The organism is Mucilaginibacter oryzae (genome assembly GCF_003148845.1).
Taxonomy (GTDB): Bacteria; Bacteroidota; Bacteroidia; order Sphingobacteriales; family Sphingobacteriaceae; genus Mucilaginibacter; species Mucilaginibacter oryzae.
The window spans coordinates 379,913-399,514 of record NZ_QGHA01000005.1; the positions used below are offsets into that span (position 1 = coordinate 379,913).

Here is a 19,602-nt window from a genome sequence, read left to right on the forward strand (position 1 = left end):
CAATGAGCAACCTATTCAGAACGCAAACTTTTAGTCGGGTTAGCTAACGCGGCTTTAATGGTTTGAAAACTTGAGGTGATCAATGCTGTAAGTAACATCCCTGCCCCGCTTGCCGCGAAAATCCACCAGCTTATCGCTGTTCTGTCGGCAAAGGTCTGCATCCATTTGTTCATAGCGTACCAGGCCACCGGCGTAACTATTACAAAGGCCAACCCGATAAGCATGACCAGCTCGCGCGAAAGTAAGGTTGCAATCTGCGCTACGGTTGCACCAAGCACCTTACGTACGCCTATCTCTTTAGTGCGTTGGTTGGTGTTATAAATTGCCAGGCCCAATAAACCAAGGCAGCTTATAAAGATCGATAAGCCGGTTGCACAGGTTAACAGGGTTGAAGTATGTTGTTCCGAGTCGTAAAATTTAGCTATGCTTTCATCAAAAAAGTTGTATTCAAAATCATCTTCGGGATAAACTTCCTTCCAGGCTTTTTCCATCGATGCGATAGCCGTTTTCCACTCGTTACCACCTGCGGTTTGCGGTTTAAGGGCGATGTGGAAAGTACCGTTGTCATAACGACCATTGCTGATACGGATACAGGTAGGTTTTATGGCCGCGTGCAGCGATTCGGAATAAAAATCGGCTACCACACCGATAATCTGCATCCTTTTATCGCCGTTAAACTTATCAATATACTTACCCACAGCATCAGCCGGATTTTTAAACCCGATTAGTTTGGCATAGGTGTTATTAATTAAGAACGCGTTCGTACTATCGGCATATTGTAAATTTCGGCCAGCCAGCAATTTGATGTTGTATACCTTGATATAATTAGGGTCACCATATTTTTCATATAACTCTACTTTGGTTTCCTTTTTTCCGTCGATATAAGAAGCATCTGTAGAATTGGTGCTGGTTGATGATGGCGCCGCCTTACCCATGCTGATCAGCGCTACCTGTGGCATGGACTTCAGCCTGTTCATAAAAACCTGGTTTTTACTTAAAGTTCGGTTTTTCCAGGGCGAATTAATCATCAGGATGGCATCTTTTTTAAAGCCCAAATCCTTAGTGAGCGCATAATGAATTTGCTTGCTCACCAGCACGGTAGCCATGATAAAAAACTGCGCTATTACAAACTGCGTTACGGTGAGCGATTTACGTAACCACGCATTGCGTGTTTTACTACCGTTTGAGGTTGCCTGGTTTTTAAGTACCAGCACAGGCTTGTAACCCGACAACAAGACTGCCGGGTAAAAACCTGATAGCAGGCTTACCACAACAGTAAGTAGCAACAGGAATATAAAAAGGCTGGGGTGGTGCAACAGATCGAACTGAATGCCGGCCGCGATAAAATCTTTAAATAGTTTTAAAATTACCGGAGCCAAAGCCACCGAGATAATCACAGCCAGTAAGGTGACTAAAAATGTTTCGCTTAAAAACTGGTTGATCAATTGCATGCGGCTGCTTCCCATTGTTTTACGCACACCTATTTCCTTTGCCCGTTGCGTGGCCTGGGCAGTGGTTAAATTAACAAAGTTGATACAACCTAATAAGAGCAGGAAGGCCGCTATTGCCGATAGCCCGTAAAGCGTGGTTTTATTTGCCGGGCTGCCAGAATCAAAGGTGCCGTAAGTGCTGTTAAAATGCAGATCGCTAAGTGGCTGAAGGGTAAAGTTACGGGTATTACCTTTATTTTCGGGTTTAGGCGGATTGTTCTTTTTGAGCAACTCATTCAGTTGTTTTTCAAAACCTTCTTTTGTTGCATTGGCCGACAACTTCACAAACAGGATGGACGACGAGGTAGTTCCACCCCAGTTGGTAAAACCGAGCTCATCAGCAAGAGTTTTATTGTTTTTGGCGGTTACATATGAAATAAAATCATGAAACTTAAAGTCGGTATTACCTTTTAAGGGTTCAACAATACCGGTAACAGCTACATTGAGGGTATCATAAGTGACTACCCTTCCTATCATCTGGCTATATGATAGCTGCGGAAAGTATTTTTTTGCCTGGTCTGCCGTAAGTACTGTTTGATTCGGGGCGTTCAAGGCCGTTTTTGCCGAGCCTGCAAGCCAGTTATATTTAAACATGCCAAAATAGCGCCCATCGGCAAGAATCACATTATCCTGCAGTTTAAACTTAACGGGCACTCCTCCCTTTCCGGGAACAAGTACGTTAGGCTCGCTTAAAACAAAAAACGGTGCGGTTAATTCAACACCGCTTATATTGTTGCGCACAGCCTCGGGCACCGGGCCGGATACCCCGCGGTTATGCGCTTCCTCGCCCGAAAAAGTGTAGTTCGATACAACCCGGTAAATGCGGTCGCTATCGTCAAAGTTTTGGTTAAACGTAAAATCGTAATGCACGATAAGGTAGATCACCAGTGCAGAACTAATACCGATAGACAACCCAATTACGTTAATGAACGTAAAAAATTTGTGCCGCCAGAAATTGCGCAGGGCAATTTTAAAGTAGTTTTTAAACATATCTTGTAGTCATTAAATCATTTTCTTCAGAGTCATTGAGTCATTTGGTCATTAAGTCATTTTTTTTTAATTACCCGCGTTTCAATGACTTAATGACGCGCAACAAATGACTCAATGACGTATTTACTCGCTCCTCAGGCTTTTAACCGGGTTGGCCAGCGCCGCTTTAACCGATTGAAAGCTGATGGTTAACGCGGCTACCAAAAGGGCAATTGCACCGGCCAGTAAAAACACCCACCACTGTATGCTGATGCGGTAGGCAAAATCCTGCAGCCATTTGTTCATGGCAAACCAGGTTACCGGGAACGCTATTACCGAGGCGATCACGATCAGCTTTAAAAACTCTTTAGAAAGCATTACCGTAATACTTCCTGTTGAAGCGCCCAGCACTTTACGGATGCCTATCTCCTTTACCCTGAGCCTGATCATGAAGGCTGCTAAACCAAACAAGCCCAGGCTGGCAATGATGAGCGCCACGCAGGAGAACACGGTAAAAATTTTACCGGTTTGCTGTTCTGAAGCGTAAAGCGAGGCATATTGCTCATCCAAAAACGAATAGCTGAACGGTGCTTCGGGCCTCATGCTATCCCATTCTGATTTAATATTGGTGATGAGCGATTTAATATCTCCCGTTTTCACCTTCAAAATAACCGAACCTGTGTTATGACCAGCCAGCAGCATCAACGGGGCGATTTTTTGTTTGGCCGAGGCATAGTGAAAATCTTTAATCACCCCTACGACCTTATATTGCGACCGGGCCGAGCGCACAATGGTTTTGCCTACCGGATCGGCATTGCCCCAGCCCAAACCTTTAACCAACGCCTCATTCACCAGCACCGACATCGAATCGCCGGGGAAGGAAGGATAAAAATTACGCCCTTTGATAACCTGCAAGCCTAAGGTTGGAACATAGCTTTCGTCAACATGATAAATATTGGTGTGGATATCGGCATGCCCCCCCTTGTCATCAAATTCTTTGGCCGTAATCTGTGTACCATCCATCCCGCCCGATTTTCCGGGAACAGCGCTTGATATGGTAGCACTGGTTATCTGCGGGTTACGTAAAAGCTGGTTTTTAAAGGCATCAACATTATGGCCAAGGGTATAAGTATCGTTAATAACCAACACCTGTTCTTTATCATACCCAAGCTTTTTATTTTGCATAAAATGCAGCTGCTGATATACCACAAAGGTTGATATGATCAACGCTGTAGAAACCGCGAACTGGAAAATGATCAGTCCGCTTCGTAAGGCCCCTTTACCCTCTGCTTTGGTAGAGCTGTTTCCTTTTAATACGCTGATGATCTGGAATGACGACAGGAAGAATGCAGGGTAGATCCCGGCCAGTATACCAACCACAAAGGCGGTAAACAATTCGATAGCGATAGCTTTAGGGCTCAAGAAAAACGCTGGTTCGATATGCTTCCCTGCTAAATTGTTAAACATGGGCAACAGCAGGTACACTAATCCTAACGCCAGCAATAAAGCGAATACGGTAAGCATTACGGATTCTGTAAGGAATTGCGAAACCAATCCGCTTTTTTCAGAACCCAGCACCTTGCGGATGCCTACTTCTTTGGAGCGTTTGGCCGAACTTGCTGTAGACAGGTTGGTAAAATTGATACCGGCCAATACTAATATAAAAGCCGCCAGCGCAGCGAAAATATACACGTAATGGATATCGCCGTTTGCCTCCAGCTCATATTTAGTGGCCGAATGCAGGTGGATCTCGCTTAAAGGCTGTAAGTAAAACAGGAAGGTATTAACGGCCTTACCGGCCTGCGCAACGCTGGTACCCATATCATGCGCAATTTCGGGCACTACAAACTTACGGACCATCTCAGGGAAAGCGGCCTCCAGTTTTTTGGCATCGGCGTTTTTATCCAACACAATGTAGGTGAAGAAACCGATGTTGCTCCAGGTTTGCTTAGCGTTTTCAGTAAAAGGTGTTAAGCTTAAAAAAGCGTCGCCGTGAAAATGCGAGTCGTCCGGTACCTTATCAATTACCCCGGTAACTTTGTAAGGCTTGCCATCAATAGCCAGTGTTTTACCTAAAGCCTGTTGGTTACCGAAATATTTAACCGACATGGCTTTGGTAATGACCATGCCGCTCGGGTCGGTTAAACAGCTTTTATTATCGCCATCAATCAGCGGGATAGAAAATAATTGTAAAAAGTTAGGATCAACCAGTTGTACGTGCTCTTCTTTAAACTGGCGGTCGTTGTATTTCACAAACACAGGTCCGCGGCCGGATAGCCTGGTGGTTTCTGTAACTTCAGGAAACATATTTTTAATACCCTGTGCCACGGCGATATCCACCATCGGGTACTCGCTTACGCCATTATTTTCGATGGTGCGTAAGCCAACGCGGTACATTTGTTTGGCCTGCGCCGGGTACTGATCGTAATTTAACTCGCTGTAAACATAGGCGCAGATTAGCATGCAGCAAGCCAACCCTACCGAAAGGCCGAAAACATTGATGAACGAAAATATTTTGTTGCGCTTTAAATTTCGCCAGGCGGTTTTAAGGTAGTTTTTTAACATAAGCGTACGGTTAACTCAAAAATACTTTTAAATAGCATACCAATATCAAAAACAACTAACTATCAATTACTTATAAATTATTTTTAATTATAACTGTACGAAGACGTAACACCATGTGTACGGTTATGATACAACTGTTACAGCAATTAAAAAAGGCCTGCAACTCATCGCTGCAGGCCTTCCCGTTTATTTTATAATCGATTAGTTTACAGTAAGGTTAACCCGGGTGTCGCCACGTACTTCTATTAAAGCGCCGCCGCCATTCAATTTGCCTTCTACACGCTCTTTGTCTTTATTGCCGGCAAAGCCCTCGCCCAGGTTAGCTACTACCCTATCGGCACGTACATCAAGGTTTAAACCTTGTTTTGAAGGCAATTGCAAATCAACACGACCGGCGCTTACATCAATTTTAACCGATTTACCTACGCTTAAAAATTGCGCGCGAACACTGCCCGCACTTGTTGAAGCATCAAGGCTGCAGGATAAATCGGTAAGGTTAATGCTTCCACCCGAAGTTCCGGTTACAAAATTGCCGTCAATTTTATTGCCGCTGATACTGCCGCCTGACGTAGTGGCCTTGATATCGCCTTTTAAGCCGTTAAGGTGTAACGAACCACCAGAAGTTTCGAGCCTGATTCGACCTGTACAGTTATTAGCTTCGATACTACCGCCAGAAGTTTGCAGATCAATATCATTATTAGAATTGTTTACATGGATGCTTCCGCCGGAGGTACGACCTTTAATGGTCCCTGCAATTTTGTCCAGATGCAGGCTGCCGCCGCTGGTTTCAAACTGCTGCGCGCCGGTTAAATTATCTAAATGAATACTGCCGCCGCTGGTATTTAACGTAGTAGTTACGTTGCCCGGAACATACACACGGAATGAAATGCTTAACGATTTTTTCCAATCCATGTTATTCTTTTTATTTTTTGCCGATGCATGCAGTTCGCCGCTGTTCACATCTACTTTAAAATCGTAATTTTCATCAAGGCGTTTCTGGATCTCTTCTTTCGGCAAATCACCATTGCCGTTATTTCCCTGGATAAAAACTTCTACCCTCGGCTCTTCGCCCGGGGCGCCGCTTACAGTGATGCTGCCACCAGACGTATTCACAAATACCTCTTTAACTGCTTGGCCCGATAATGATTTGGTTAGATATGGTGATTTCCAGTTATTTTGGGCAAAAGCCGCATTACCCGCGCAGGCAACAAATAACACAAGTAAGTACTTTTTCATAGTGAAAGCTATTGGGTTTATAAATACAAGACGGGTTGTTTTACCGATACGTTGCATGGTTTGTGAAATTATTTCACAATAGTGCACGTAAAAAAGCCCGTGATGACAAGGGCCCGGGAAAGTTATAAAGTTCATTTCAGCTGCAAATTGCCTATTCATTTTTAAGGCTCCGCACGGGATTAGCCAGCGCCGCTTTGATGGATTGAAAGCTGATGGTTACAAAAGCGATCAACAACGCCGCAACCGCCGATAAAACAATTACCCACCATTGTATATTTTGGCGGTAGGCAAAACCCTGTAACCACTGGTGCATAAAAAACCATGCAAACGGAATAGCGATGATAATTGCGATCAATACCAGCCTTATGAAATCTTTGGAAAGCATGCCTACAATATTAGCCACGTTAGCGCCCAGTACCTTGCGGATGCCAATCTCCTTGGTTCGCTGCTCGGCTGCATAGGCTGCCAGTCCAAATAAACCCAGGCAGGCAATTACTATAGTAAGCGTGGTAAAAATGATAAATATAGTGCCCATGCGCTGCTCGGCGCGGTAGGAGGCATCAAAATCATCATCCATAAATGAATAGCTAAACTCTTTTCCTGGTTGGATAGATTTCCATTTATCCTTAATCTGCGCCATTAGGCCGGTAATGTTGGCCGTATGCATTTTTACACTTAACGAGCCGTTATCCTGTCCGTACATCAATATTACCGGGCTAATATTATTACGTAACGATGCAAAATTAAAGTCTTTAATTACACCGATAATATGGTACTCTTTAAAAGTTTTGGCCATATTATCCATAGGCAGGTACATGGGTTTATTAAGCGGGTCTTTCACGCCCATCAACCTCGCGGCGGTTTCATTCACTATCATTGCTGCCGAATCGGTTGGCATCTGATCTGAGAAATTACGGCCTTTAACCAGTTTGATATCAAGGGTTGGCAGGTATTTATCGTCAACGGTCCAGGTTTGGGCAAGTACCGCTTTTTTAGGGTCGAGGGCACGCTCCTGGAAAACGCTGCTGCTGTTGCGGTAATCTGAGGTTGGCAAAAAGCCCGTCATGGTTACCCCCGCCACACCCGGCAGTTGCTTTACTTCTTCTTTAAAAACCCTGGTTTGCTCGCCGAGGTTGTACACCCCATGCACCACCAATACCTGGCTGCGGTTATAGCCCAGATCTTTATTCTGGATATATTTCAGCTGGTTATAGATCACCAGCGTACCGATGATCAACACTATCGATATAAAAAACTGGAACACCACCAGCGAGCTTCTGAGCATACCGCCCTTAAAACCTGCCGACAGCTTACCCTTTAAAACTTCAATAGGTTGAAAGCCCGAAAGGAAAAACGCGGGATAAGATCCCGCCAGGAAACCGATAACCAATACTGTTACCAGCAAACACGGAACAAGCCATACAAGCGAAGCCGCGTTTAACCCGATGTTTTTGCCCGATATGTTGTTGAACACAGGCAACAATAAGTATGCTGCCGCAACGGCTATAACCGTAGCAACAAAAGTTACCATGATTGATTCGGACAGAAATTGGGCTATTAAATATTTACGGGCCGAACCTAATACTTTACGCACCCCAACCTCGCGGGCCCGGTTTGCCGAGCGCGCTGTAGACAGGTTCATGAAATTTACGCAGGCTATCAGCAATATAAAAACAGCCACCGCGCCGAAAATGTACACATATTGGATATTGCCGTTATGGTCAAGCTCAGACATGAGGTTTGACTTAAGGTGAATATCCAGCAAAGGGACAAGGCTTAAGCGGTACCTGTTACCGGCACTCTCAAAAGCATCGAAGTTTAAATGAAGGACATCCTGCAATTGCGGACCGGCATTGCGGCGCATTAACTCGGGTAATTTGGCTTCAAATTGTTTTACATCAGCGCCCGGTTTAAGCAGCACATAGGTATTAAAATTGTTGCTGAGCCAGGCATTCTCCCTGCTCTCATCCTTCGATGCCATGGACAGGAAAAAATCAAAATGAAAGTGCGATTGCCTGGGCAGATCTTTAATGACTCCCGTAACCTTGTACAGCAGTTTGTCATCAAACGTAAAGGTTTTACCTACAGCCTGTACAGTATTGAAATAACGTTTGGCTATGGTTTCGGTTATTACCACGGTGTTGGGCTCAACCAGGGCATGCCCCGGATCGCCGACTATCACAGGCAGCGTAAAAACATCAAACAGTGTCGGGTCGGCAAACACCATCTTATCTTCATGAATGGTTTGATTGCCTTTTTTTACGTTATAACCGCCGCGTTGCAACAAACGGCATGAACTTTCAACTTCCGGGTAATCCTTTTTAAAAACACCCGCCAACGGTGCCGGCGAACTGGCATAATTTTGATCGATACCACCAAACCTGATCTGCATATTGGCACGGTAAATCCTGTCGGCCCTGGTATTGTATTTATCGTAGCTTAATTCATCAACCACATAAAACACAATCAGCATACAGGTGGCAAGACCAAGCGCTAAACCGAAAATATTGATGGCTGTAAATCCCACATTTTTTTTCAATGTGCGATAAGCGGTTTTTAGGTAATTTTTAAACATTAGCCCCTCCTTACCTCCCCGGAAGGGAGGAATTTTAGTTAATTATTTGTTTATAATTTTGCCTGCAAGCCCTCTCCTCAGGAGAGGGTTGGGTGAGGCTTTATTCACTTTTAAGGCTCCGCGCCGGATTGGCATTTGCCGCCTTTACAGATTGTGCGCTTACTGTTACAAAAGCGATAATTACTGCTATGATACCCGCAGCAGCAAATATCCACCGGTTTATATCATCCCTATAGGCAAAGCTTCGCAGCAATTTACTCATGCCGTACCAGGCCAGCGGCGATGCTATCAGCACCAATTTCATCAAATCTTTCGACAACATGGTTACGATAGAGGTTACACTTGCACCTAAAAGAATTTCTCAGCTTATCTCATATTGCCAACGGTTGGTCGCTTTTTTAAGCAAAAAATCCAATCACCAACCTCTAATCTCTCACAAAACCAATCACTCATTCTTCAAACTCTTCACCGGGTTACTCAGGGCGGCTTTGATGGCCTGCCAGCTTACCGTAACCATGCATACCAGCAGGCTGATAGCTATTGTTGCCAGGAAAACCCAGATACTGATACCCGTACGGTAAGTATAATGCAACAGCCACTGGTTCATATAATACCAGCTTATGGCCGAACCTATCAGAAATGATATCGTAACCAGTATCAAAAACTCTTTAGATAAATTGAACCACAGGCTGCTGATGCTCGCCCCCAGTACCTTGCGGATGCTGATCTCCTTTTTACGCTGCTCGGCAGAGAATGAGGCCAGGCCAAATAAACCAAGGCATGAGATGATAATGGCCAGCACCGTAAACGAACTTGACAATGTTCCCAACAGCTTTTCGTTGGCAAATTTATCGGCAAAGCTGTCGTCAACAAACTGGTATTCGAAAGGATATTCAGCGTTGTATTTTTTATAAATATTGCCGATAGTTTCTATACTTTTTGAAACCGGCTGATTGGGATTAAGACGGATCCCGATCTGGTTGGCCCAGTTTGGATCGAAGCCTATAATGGCAGGCTTCACGGGTTCGTAAGGTGATCCCCATACAAAATCTTTAACTATCCCTACCACGGTGCAGTTTCGCCCCTGCCATTTTACAATCTGACCAAGCGGCTCTTTTAAACGCATCAGTTTAACTGCCGACTCATTCATGATGAGCGATAAAGTATCGGCCATACGGCCGGGTATATAGTCACGGCCTTTTAGCAGTTGAAGCTTATAGGTAGATATAAAGTTAAAAGTAGTAACAATTTGATCGATGGGAATTTTATCCTCTCCCGGTAACTGCCCCGGCCAGTTAATCCCCCAGCTGCTACTGTTGCTATTAGCTATACTTCCTGATGTTGCCGTAGCATCAACCGCTGCACCCGAATTAATAATATCCGTTCTGAAAGCCTGGTACTGTTTAGCAAGGTTACCCTCGAGATCCATCTCGATCACACCATTTTTTACATAGCCTACCGGGCGATCTTTAATGTAATTAATCTGCTTATATATCAATATACTTGACAAAATAAGGCTTGTAGCAAACACAAACTGTAAAACCACCAGTACCTGCCTTGCATGCAAGGTTGCCTTACCCGTTTTATTCACTCCCTTTAAAACTTTTACAGGTTTAAATGATGAAAGGAACAAGGCCGGGTAGCTCCCCGCCAATATGCCGGTGAGCAGCGTTACCGTGATGGCGGCTCCCCAGGCCCAAGCATTGTTAAAAGGGATAACAAGGTGTTTGTTAATAACCTCGTTAAAATAATTTATTGATGCCGCCATCAATATAACGGCAACCACCAGCGAAAACAAAGCGGTCAAAATCGATTCGCCCAGAAACTGCTGGATAATAGCAAACCTGCGCGCGCCGACCACCTTACGAATCCCAACCTCGCGCGACCGGCGTTCTGACCGCGCGGTTGACAAGTTCATGAAATTGATACAGGCAATCAACAGGATGCCGATAGCCAGGAAAAAGAACAAACGCACATACTCGATAGCTCCGCCGGAGTTAACGCCATTTTTAAACTGTCCGTACAAATGCCCGCGGGTGAATGAATACAGGAACAATTTATTTTCCTTGTTATTAGGATCATAGCGTTCAATAAGTTTGCGCATTTTGGTGTTAAGCTTCTCCAGATCGACACCCGGTTTAAGCATAACAAAAGTCTGGAACGAATAATTACCCCAGCCCGATTGTTTTACCCATTGATTTTCGGCTTCATATAAAGTCCAGGGGATCACGGCTTTAAATTTGAAGCTTGAATTTGAAGGAAAATCTTTAAAAACACCGGTGACCTTTGCCGACGTTCTTCCATCTATTTTAAGGGTTTGCCCTATCGGATCCTTATCTCCAAATATCGCCTTAACAGCCGATTCGGATAAGATGACCGATGATTGATCGTGAAAAACATCATTCCTGGTGCCTTTCACAAAATCAACAGTAAACATTTGCAAAAAGGAGGCATCGGCGGCCACCAGCTTCATTTTAAGCGGCTTGTTATTATAATTTAACAAATGATCACCACCCCAATCGGTCCGTGCAACATGTTCAATTTCCGGGAAATCTTTTTTCATAGCCGGCGCAGCAGGTACAGGCATCGACTGGTTGGTGTAAATTTCGCCGTTATTGGGCTGCGTACGCATTACGCGGTAAAGGCGTTCCTTATTTTGATGAAAACCATCATAGGTAAACTCATTGTAAACATACAGCAGCAACATAAAACTCACCGCCATGCCAACACCCAAACCGCCAATATTAATGGCCGAATACAATTTGTTTTTGATTAAGCTGCGCCAGGCAATTTTTAAATAGTTTTTAAACATGGCTTTATATCATTAAGTCATTGGGGTCATTAAGTCATTAAGTCATTTTTTTATTTGCGCCAATCAAAATGACCTAATGACGCAAAGCAAATGACCTAATGACTGATTTATTCACTTCTCAGGCTCTTCACCGGGTTTGCCAGTGCCGCTTTTACAGCCTGGAAACTTATTGTTGCAAAAGCTATTACAACGGCAACAGCTCCGGCCACCGCAACCAGCCACCAGTGCAGTTCGGTGCGGTAGGCGTAATCCATCAGCCATTTATTCATGGCATACCAGGCTATGGGCGATGCTATGGCGATGGCTATCAGCACCAGCACTAAAAAATCGCGCGACAGCATAGCTGTGATATTAGCAACACTTGCGCCTAATACCTTGCGGATGCCTATTTCCTTAACTTTAATTTGCGCCGTATAGGTAGCCAGGCCAAACAAGCCAAGGCATGAAATAAATACGGCTATGCCCGCAAATATGTTAAACAGCGTGGCCGTATGCTGTTCAGTTTTATACATATCGTTATAAGCATCATCCAAAAAGGTGTACTCGTATGGAAAATTGGCGTTATACTGTTTCCAGTACTTTTCAACCAGTTTAATAGCAGCCGGTGCATCCTTACCGGTTGTTTTAACATATAGCTGCCATGCTGTTGGCCGGTACGAGAATATGGCCGGCGCAATAGTTTCCTTTAATGATGCAAAATGGAAGTCCTTAACAACACCTATAATGGTGCCATTAAGATCATGTAGTTTAAAGCGTTTGCCGATAGGATTTTTAATACCGGCAAGCCTCACTGCGGTTTCGTTAAGGATGTAGTGCGCTGTATCCGATTTTATCCCTGTAAAGCCTGTGCCTGCGACAAACTTCAACTTAAACAGTCCCATAAAATCCTTATCAATATCATACGGGTTGATAAGCAAACTTACATCCGATGCTTTTCCATCCCAATCGGTATCGCTGGTACTGCCGTTGCTGGTTATTACACTGCTCGATCCGGTACTTAATCCCTTTATTTCGGGATGGGTTACCAGCTCGGCCCTGATAGCCTCATAATGATCCTGCATGGCACGTAAGGGCAGCGCAAAAACATGCTCTTTATCATAACCCAATTGTATGGAGTGGATGTAACTCAATTGCCTGTTGATGATCAGCGTGCCAATTATAAGGCCAACCGAAAAGGCAAACTGGCATACCACCAGTATTTTACGAAATGTAGCGTTGCCTGCACCCGATATTTTACCCTTAAGCGCATTGATGGGCTTAAAAGATGAAAGCAATAGCGCCGGGTATATACTTGATGCAACAAGCGTTGCAATAATAGTTAAAGCTATAACCTGCCATACGTTAGCGTTAAACAGGTCGAAATGCATTTGTTTGCCCGAGATAGTATTGTACACCGGCATAACGGCATAAATGAGCCCGAAGGCCAGCAGCAAGGCAACAACAAAACACAATACAGTTTCGATAATAAACTGCATAAAAAGCTGGCTCCGCTCGGCACCTATTATTTTGCGTACGCTCACTTCTTTTGAGCGCAGCATTGACCGGGCGGTAGAGAGATTGATATAATTGATGCAGGCAATCAATAAAATGAGTACTGCAACAATCGAAAATATTTTTACGATCTGGATCCCGGCCGATGAACCGTCGGGATTGTAAAGATGCATCTCTTTTAACGGTTGTAATTGAAAAACACCATCGGTTGGCTTAATACCGGGTTGGTTTTTCATGTGGATCTCGGTGAGTTTGGCGGCAATGGCTTTGGTTGAAGCATCGGGCCTTACTTGCAAAAACGTGGTGGTGTAGTAATTGCCCCAATCGGCGTCCATAGCCTTCCAGTAGCCCTTACCATCATACTCCTTGCGTTTCAAATTCATGGAGAATAACATATCACCTGCAATGCTTGAGTTGGCCGGAAAATCGGCCAATACACCCGATACGGTGTAAGGATCTTTGCTATCACCCAAAATGGTTTTGCCCATCGGGTCCTGATCGCCAAAATATTTTTTGGCTGCACTTTCTGTAATTATAACCGATTGATCGTTAGGGAAAGGCGTTTTAACATTTCCCTTTAATAGTTTAAAATCAAAAAGTGTAAAAAAGGCATCATCTACAAATGAGAGTTTACCATAATCTTCTTTCAGTAATTTTTCCTGGTACCTAAAAACAGAATAGCTGTAACTGGTAACCACCCTTACAGCAGTTACTATGCCCGGCACTTCCTTTAAGCCAAAAGCGGCTACCGGCGCGGGTACTCCACCCCATACCAGCCTGCTTGCACCTGTGCCTATCGAGGCATTAACCTTGTAAATCTGGTCTGCTTTGGTATGAAAACGGTCATAGCTCAGTTCGTCCTGCACCCAAATCAAAATCAGCATTCCAACGGCGAGGCCTATAGTGAGACCAACAATGTTAAGGGCACTGTAAAACTTAGTGTTAATTAAGTTGCGCCAGGCGGTTTTCAGATAGTTTTTAAGCATAGGAGTAGGCGTTTAATAAAGAAAAACACTCCAACAAGCCCCGCTCCGCGTTAGCGAAGCAGGGCAGCAGAGACATTTTATTAACTTATTATAAAACTGATTTTGGGAGGCGACGGTGATAAGTTCTAAGCCATAAGTTTTAAGTCCCGGTTCCAATTCAGCACTTTGCTACGAACCATTAACTATCAACCATGAACTCAAAAACTACACCATGATATTCTCCATAACGGTTTGTCCGTCAAGCAATCGAATGATGCGGTGGCTGTAACGGGCATCGTGCTCAGAGTGCGTTACCATGATAATGGTTGTACCCTGTTCGTTCAAATCGGTAAGCAGTTCCATTACATCGTTACCATTGCTGCTATCAAGGTTACCGGTGGGCTCATCCGCAAGGATCAGTTTGGGTTTGTTAACCACCGCGCGGGCAATGGCCACACGCTGCTGCTGACCGCCTGATAACTGCTGCGGATAGTGGTTACGGCGGTGCATGATCTGCATTTTATCCAACACCTCTTCTACCCTTTTTACACGCTCTGAAGCGGCAACGCCGGTGTAGATCAACGGTAGTTCAACGTTTTCGAACACGGTAAGCTCATCAATAAGGTTAAAGCTTTGAAATACGAAACCGATGTTATGCTTGCGCAGATCGGCCCGTTTACGCTCGTTAAAGCGAGCCACCTCAATGTCATTAAAAATATAACTGCCCGCATCCGGATCGTCAAGCATGCCCAGGATGTTAAGCAAGGTTGATTTGCCGCAGCCCGAAGGCCCCATAATGGCAACAAACTCGCCGGTTGCCACTTCCATCGACAGCTTGTTTAACGCGATGGTTTCTACCTCTTCGGTACGGTAGAATTTTTCGAGATTGGAAATTTTTATCATTGGTGCCTCCATTGTTCAACCCCGGCTTACCGGGGCTGCTTTGTTTTTTTATGCTAAATTAATTTATTGGCTTTGATATAATGATGACGCCCCGCACTGTAGATACGTTGCAGCAAATATTTATTTTTTTAGTACAAGCTCCTGAATATCACCATAAGTTTCGTAGCTTGATGTGATCACTTTATCGCCCGGGTTCAAACCTTCGGTCACCACATAATAATCCGGGCTTTGACGGCCAAGTTGTATATTCACCTTATAGGCTCTGGTGCCATCTTCGCTCACTTTAAAAATCCAGTTACCGCCGGTTTGCTGGAAGAAACCGCCTTTAGGTACAAGCACGGCCTGCATCTGGTCGCTCAGCGCTAAACGTACCTGCAAGGTTTGCCCTTTACGGATGCCGGTCGGCGCGGCGCCTACAAACTGCATATCAACCTGGAAACTACCTGTAGATTTTACCTGTGTATACACCTTTTTAATAACCAGGTTATAGGTTTTGTCGGCAAACTGGAAATCGCCCTTTAAGCCGGTGTATATACGTGAAAGGTAGTGTTCGTCAATATCAACCCTAACCTTAAAGCCTGATTGTACGTCTATCTGCCCCAGGTGCTCCCCTTTGTTTTTGTTTTGACCAACTTCGGCATCCATCGAAGTTAATTGCCCGTCGATCGGTGCCCTCAATACCAGGCCGGCCACTTTTTTGCGCATCAGTTCGAGCGTGGTTTTCATGTGGCTGTATTGTTCCTGTGCTTGTGAAGCCTGTTGCTTAACCAGTGCGGTATCCTGCGATAAAATCTGTTTGGCCAGTTTATAGCGGTTAACCTGGTAATCATAAGTATTTTTAGCAGATTGGTATTCCTGCAGCCCTATAGCTTTTTGATCGTAAAGGTGCTTATCCAGTTTGTAAATCCTTTCAGCTTCTTTATAAGCATTTTCTACATCGGCCATGGTGTTCAGCTTGCTGATGGTATTTTGCTGGGCGTTGTTATGCGAAATCTGCATCTGGGTTTGCTCGGCGTATACAGCGGTTTCCTGGTTGGCCAGGTTAAGTTCCAGATCTGTGTTTGACAGTTTCAAAATCGGGTCGCCTTTTTTAAGGGTAGCACCGTCTTCAACATACTTTTCTTCAACAACGCCGCCTTCAGATGCATCAAGATATATGGTAGTTAGCGGCATAACCACACCGTTAACAGGGATAAATTCCTGGAAAGGGCCTTTAGTGATAGTGCTTATAGTTAATCGTTCGGTATCAACATCCAGTTTGCTTTTGCCCGATGTTAAATAAATGCTGCCCCCAATTAGTATAATAACGCCTGTAATACCTGCAATGGTTAGTATTCGTTTGCTGTTCCAGGTCTTTTTCTCAATTTTTCTGTCCACTGTATTTTTATAATATTTTGTAAGTGACAACAAAAACACATGCCACAAATTAAATAACTGTTTTACAATAACTTAAACACCTTTTATTCACTTAAAGCGTACGCTTCTGTTACAGCAAGTGTACGGTATTGATACAGTGTATTTACAAGTTGTTTAAGCATAAATCAGCATGCTTTGGTTTTCCGCTTCATTGTGAAGCATTTACATCCTGCATATGGTAAAAAACAATGCGTTTAGCATAAATTTTGTAACGTATGCGGCTGTTAACAAGTCTTTACAGTTCACAGTAGATGGATCATGGTTCATGGCAGAATGTGAAAGTTTATTTTTGCCGATGCCTTATAAAGGAGTACAATTTACTTTAAATTTATAACTTTTGTTAAATTGACAACTTCAATTAATCATGCATCGGGATTTGCGGCCATGAACAATGATCTGTGAACTATTAACTAACATATAAATGATACTAAAAAAAGCCACCGTTTTGATTGTTGATGACGACCCGGATGTATTAACCGCGGTTAAGCTGTTATTAAAGCCAGAAGCAAAAGAAATCATCACGGAAAAAAACCCGGAAAACCTTAACTGGCTGTTGCAGCGCAACGAGGTTGACCTGGTATTGCTCGATATGAACTTTAACAGCGCCATCAATACCGGTAACGAGGGCCTGTACTGGCTGCGCAAAGTGAAAGAATGGAAACCCAACGTATGCGTGATCATGATAACCGCCTACGGCGATATTGATCTGGCCGTGCGCTCGTTAAAAGAGGGCGCCAATGATTTTGTGGTGAAGCCGTGGCATAATGAAAAACTGCTCAACACCATAAGCGATCTGCTGGAAAAAAAAGAAGGCGGGGGTACAAAAAGCAGCAAAGCAACCGTTAAGAACGCCGCGGGCGATACGTCGATCCTCGGCGAATCGGACGTGATGCAGGATATTTTTTATAAGGTAAACAAAATAGCCCCTACCGACGCCAATATTTTGATTTTGGGCGAAAACGGCACCGGGAAGGATTTGATGGCAAAGGCTATTCATGAACGCTCATTACGGGCGGATAAACCTTTTGTTAAGGTGGATGTTGGCGCTTTAACAGATACATTATTTGAAAGCGAACTTTTCGGACACAAAAAAGGGGCTTTTACCGATGCCAGGGAAGACCGGATGGGCCGCTTTGAGGAAGCCCAGGGCGGTACCCTCTTTTTGGATGAGATAGGCAATATCAGCCTGCAGCAACAGGCCAAACTGCTTACCATTTTACAAAACCGACAGGTAACCCGCCTGGGTACCAACAAACCGGTTGACGTTGATATCAGGCTGATCTGCGCTACCAATGTACCCTTAAGCGAACTGGCTAATGAAAACAAGTTCAGAAAGGATTTGATCTATCGCATCAATACCGTAGAGATCAATATGCCGCCTTTGCGCCGCCGCAATGAGGACATTGTAATTTTAGCGCGTCACTTTGCCAAACAATATGCCGCCAAATACCTGAAACCGGCTATGGATTTTGACGCCGCGGCCATTAACAAACTCAAAATGTACAACTTCCCGGGCAACGTGCGCGAATTACAATATACCATTGAGCGCGCCGTAATTATGGCTGATGATAACATTTTGAGGCCCGACGATTTGATTTTTTCGATATTGGAAACCAATACCGAAAGCAGCGTAACTGATGCCGACAACATACCGCTAAGTACCCTCGAAAAAAACGCCATACTCAGGGTTATTGAAAAGCATAACGGCAACATTACACGTGCCGCCAAAGAACTTGGCCTTACCCGCACCGCCTTATACCGAAGATTGAGCAAATATGATATTTAACCGTTACGAATGGCGGCTCCTGCTGCGCGTTTTCTTGCTGCTGGTTGTTTTAGTGGTTACGGCCTTTGTAATAGTTCACCTTGGTCAGCTTTTGTACCTGGTGATCCTGCTGCCACTCGTGGCCTACTCGGTTCTGGATATGATCCGTTTTCAGCGAAAAGCCCAGGATGAAGTGAGTCAGTTTGTAGAGTCGATCCAATACCGTGATTTTTCGAGGCATTTTGACGTAAGAAAAGCGCCCAATGAGTTGAAACCGTTACGAAAAGGGTTTAACGATATCAATACCACCTTCAAGCTCATCAGCCGTGAGCGCGAAACACAATACCATTACCTGCAAAAAATACTTGAATTGGTTGATACCGGCATCTTATCCTACGAGGAGGAAACCGGCGAGACGGGTTGGATCAATGAGGCCTTTAAAAACATCATTGGCGTACCTTATCTTAAAACAGTTCACTCGCTCGAAAAAAGGCAACCTGATTTGTACGCCCAACTCATTAAACTAAAACCGGGCGAAAGCAAAATTATCACGGTAACACGAGGCAATCAGCAGGTTAAAATACTGGTAAGCGCCAGTTTGATGCGAAGCGACGAAAAACTGTACAAACTCATCGCTTTCCAGAACGTGAACGAAGCATTAGACGAAACCGAATCAAAAGCATGGTCAAAACTGCTTAACGTGATGACACATGAGATCATGAACTCGGTAGCGCCTATCTCTTCACTGGCTGATACCTTAAAAAACCGCCTGCAAAGCCCGGATATTACCGAAAACCTTGATCATAGCGACCTCGAAGATATCGAATTGGGCATTGATACCATTAAACGCCGCAGCGAAGGCCTCCTTAAATTTACCGAAAGCTACCGCAGCCTGAACAAGATCACCAAACTCGATCTGAATAAAATCATGGTTCGCGATATTTTCGAAAACCTGAACAGCCTGATGACCCCTACCCTCGAGAAAAAAAATATCGAGTTGGAGATCATCCTGCGCGACCCGGCCCTTGCTATTGAAGCCGACATTAACCTGATTGAACAGGTAATGATCAATTTGCTGGTGAACGCCATCGAAGCGGTAAAAGACCGCGAAGAACCCCGCATTACACTCACTGCCGAGATTCAAAGCGGCAAAACTTTTGTAAAAGTGATTGATAATGGCTTAGGTATGCCGCCTGAACTGTTGGATAAGATCTTTATCCCTTTTTTCAGCACCCGTAAAACAGGCAGCGGCATTGGTTTAAGTTTGTGTAAGCAGATTATGCTGCTGCATAAAGGCAATATCCAGGTGCAATCTACCGAGGGTAAAGGTTCGGCGTTTATATTATCGTTTTAGCCCCCCGGCCCCCTAAAGGGGGAGTTTAAGCGCGTCACTTATGACTTTGGGGAAACTTACG

At 44.4% G+C, this 19,602-nt stretch carries 11 protein-coding genes; 2 read left to right on the forward strand and 9 right to left on the reverse strand.

The annotated features are described in order from the left end of the window. Positions 1–11: 11 nt before the first annotated feature. From LX99_RS15735 to LX99_RS15775, 9 genes are all read right to left on the reverse strand, one after another. A complete protein-coding gene (locus LX99_RS15735) occupies positions 12–2,480 on the reverse strand; it encodes an ABC transporter permease (RefSeq protein WP_109608736.1) in 2,469 nt (822 codons plus the stop codon). A 123-nt stretch (positions 2,481–2,603) separates the two neighbouring features. Further along, a complete protein-coding gene (locus LX99_RS15740) occupies positions 2,604–5,024 on the reverse strand; it encodes an ABC transporter permease (protein ID WP_109608737.1) in 2,421 nt (806 codons plus the stop codon). Between the two features lie 201 nt (positions 5,025–5,225). Then, positions 5,226–6,260, reverse strand: coding sequence for a DUF4097 family beta strand repeat-containing protein (locus LX99_RS15745; protein ID WP_109608824.1), 1,035 nt, complete (start codon positions 6,258–6,260; stop codon positions 5,226–5,228). A 151-nt stretch (positions 6,261–6,411) separates the two neighbouring features. Beyond that, a complete protein-coding gene (locus tag LX99_RS15750) occupies positions 6,412–8,835 on the reverse strand; it encodes an ABC transporter permease (RefSeq protein ID WP_109608738.1) in 2,424 nt (807 codons plus the stop codon). Between the two features lie 100 nt (positions 8,836–8,935). Beyond that, positions 8,936–9,157 carry a hypothetical protein gene (locus tag LX99_RS15755; RefSeq protein WP_109608739.1) on the reverse strand — a complete coding sequence of 74 codons (222 nt, stop codon included), beginning with the start codon at positions 9,155–9,157 and terminating at the stop codon, positions 8,936–8,938. A 123-nt stretch (positions 9,158–9,280) separates the two neighbouring features. Further along, entirely contained in the window at positions 9,281–11,647 is a 2,367-nt protein-coding gene (locus LX99_RS15760) for an ABC transporter permease (RefSeq protein WP_109608740.1), read from the reverse strand. A 107-nt stretch (positions 11,648–11,754) separates the two neighbouring features. Beyond that, positions 11,755–14,124: an ABC transporter permease gene (locus LX99_RS15765; protein ID WP_109608741.1), complete on the reverse strand. Its 2,370-nt coding sequence runs from the start codon at positions 14,122–14,124 to the stop codon at positions 11,755–11,757. Positions 14,125–14,328: 204 nt separating this feature from the next. Further along, on the reverse strand, positions 14,329–15,006 hold the full coding sequence (locus LX99_RS15770; RefSeq protein WP_109608825.1) for an ABC transporter ATP-binding protein: 678 nt from the start codon (positions 15,004–15,006) through the stop codon (positions 14,329–14,331). Positions 15,007–15,126: 120 nt separating this feature from the next. After that, positions 15,127–16,383 carry an efflux RND transporter periplasmic adaptor subunit gene (locus tag LX99_RS15775; RefSeq protein WP_109608826.1) on the reverse strand — a complete coding sequence of 419 codons (1,257 nt, stop codon included), beginning with the start codon at positions 16,381–16,383 and terminating at the stop codon, positions 15,127–15,129. Between the two features lie 460 nt (positions 16,384–16,843). On the opposite strand from LX99_RS15775, the gene LX99_RS15780 reads away from it, so the two are divergent. Beyond that, complete coding sequence (locus LX99_RS15780; RefSeq protein WP_109608742.1) at positions 16,844–18,208, forward strand: sigma-54-dependent transcriptional regulator; 1,365 nt, start codon at positions 16,844–16,846, stop codon at positions 18,206–18,208. Further along, on the forward strand, positions 18,198–19,541 hold the full coding sequence (locus LX99_RS15785) for a sensor histidine kinase (protein ID WP_109608743.1): 1,344 nt from the start codon (positions 18,198–18,200) through the stop codon (positions 19,539–19,541). Before LX99_RS15780 ends, LX99_RS15785 begins: the two co-directional genes overlap by 11 nt. Positions 19,542–19,602 lie beyond the last annotated feature (61 nt).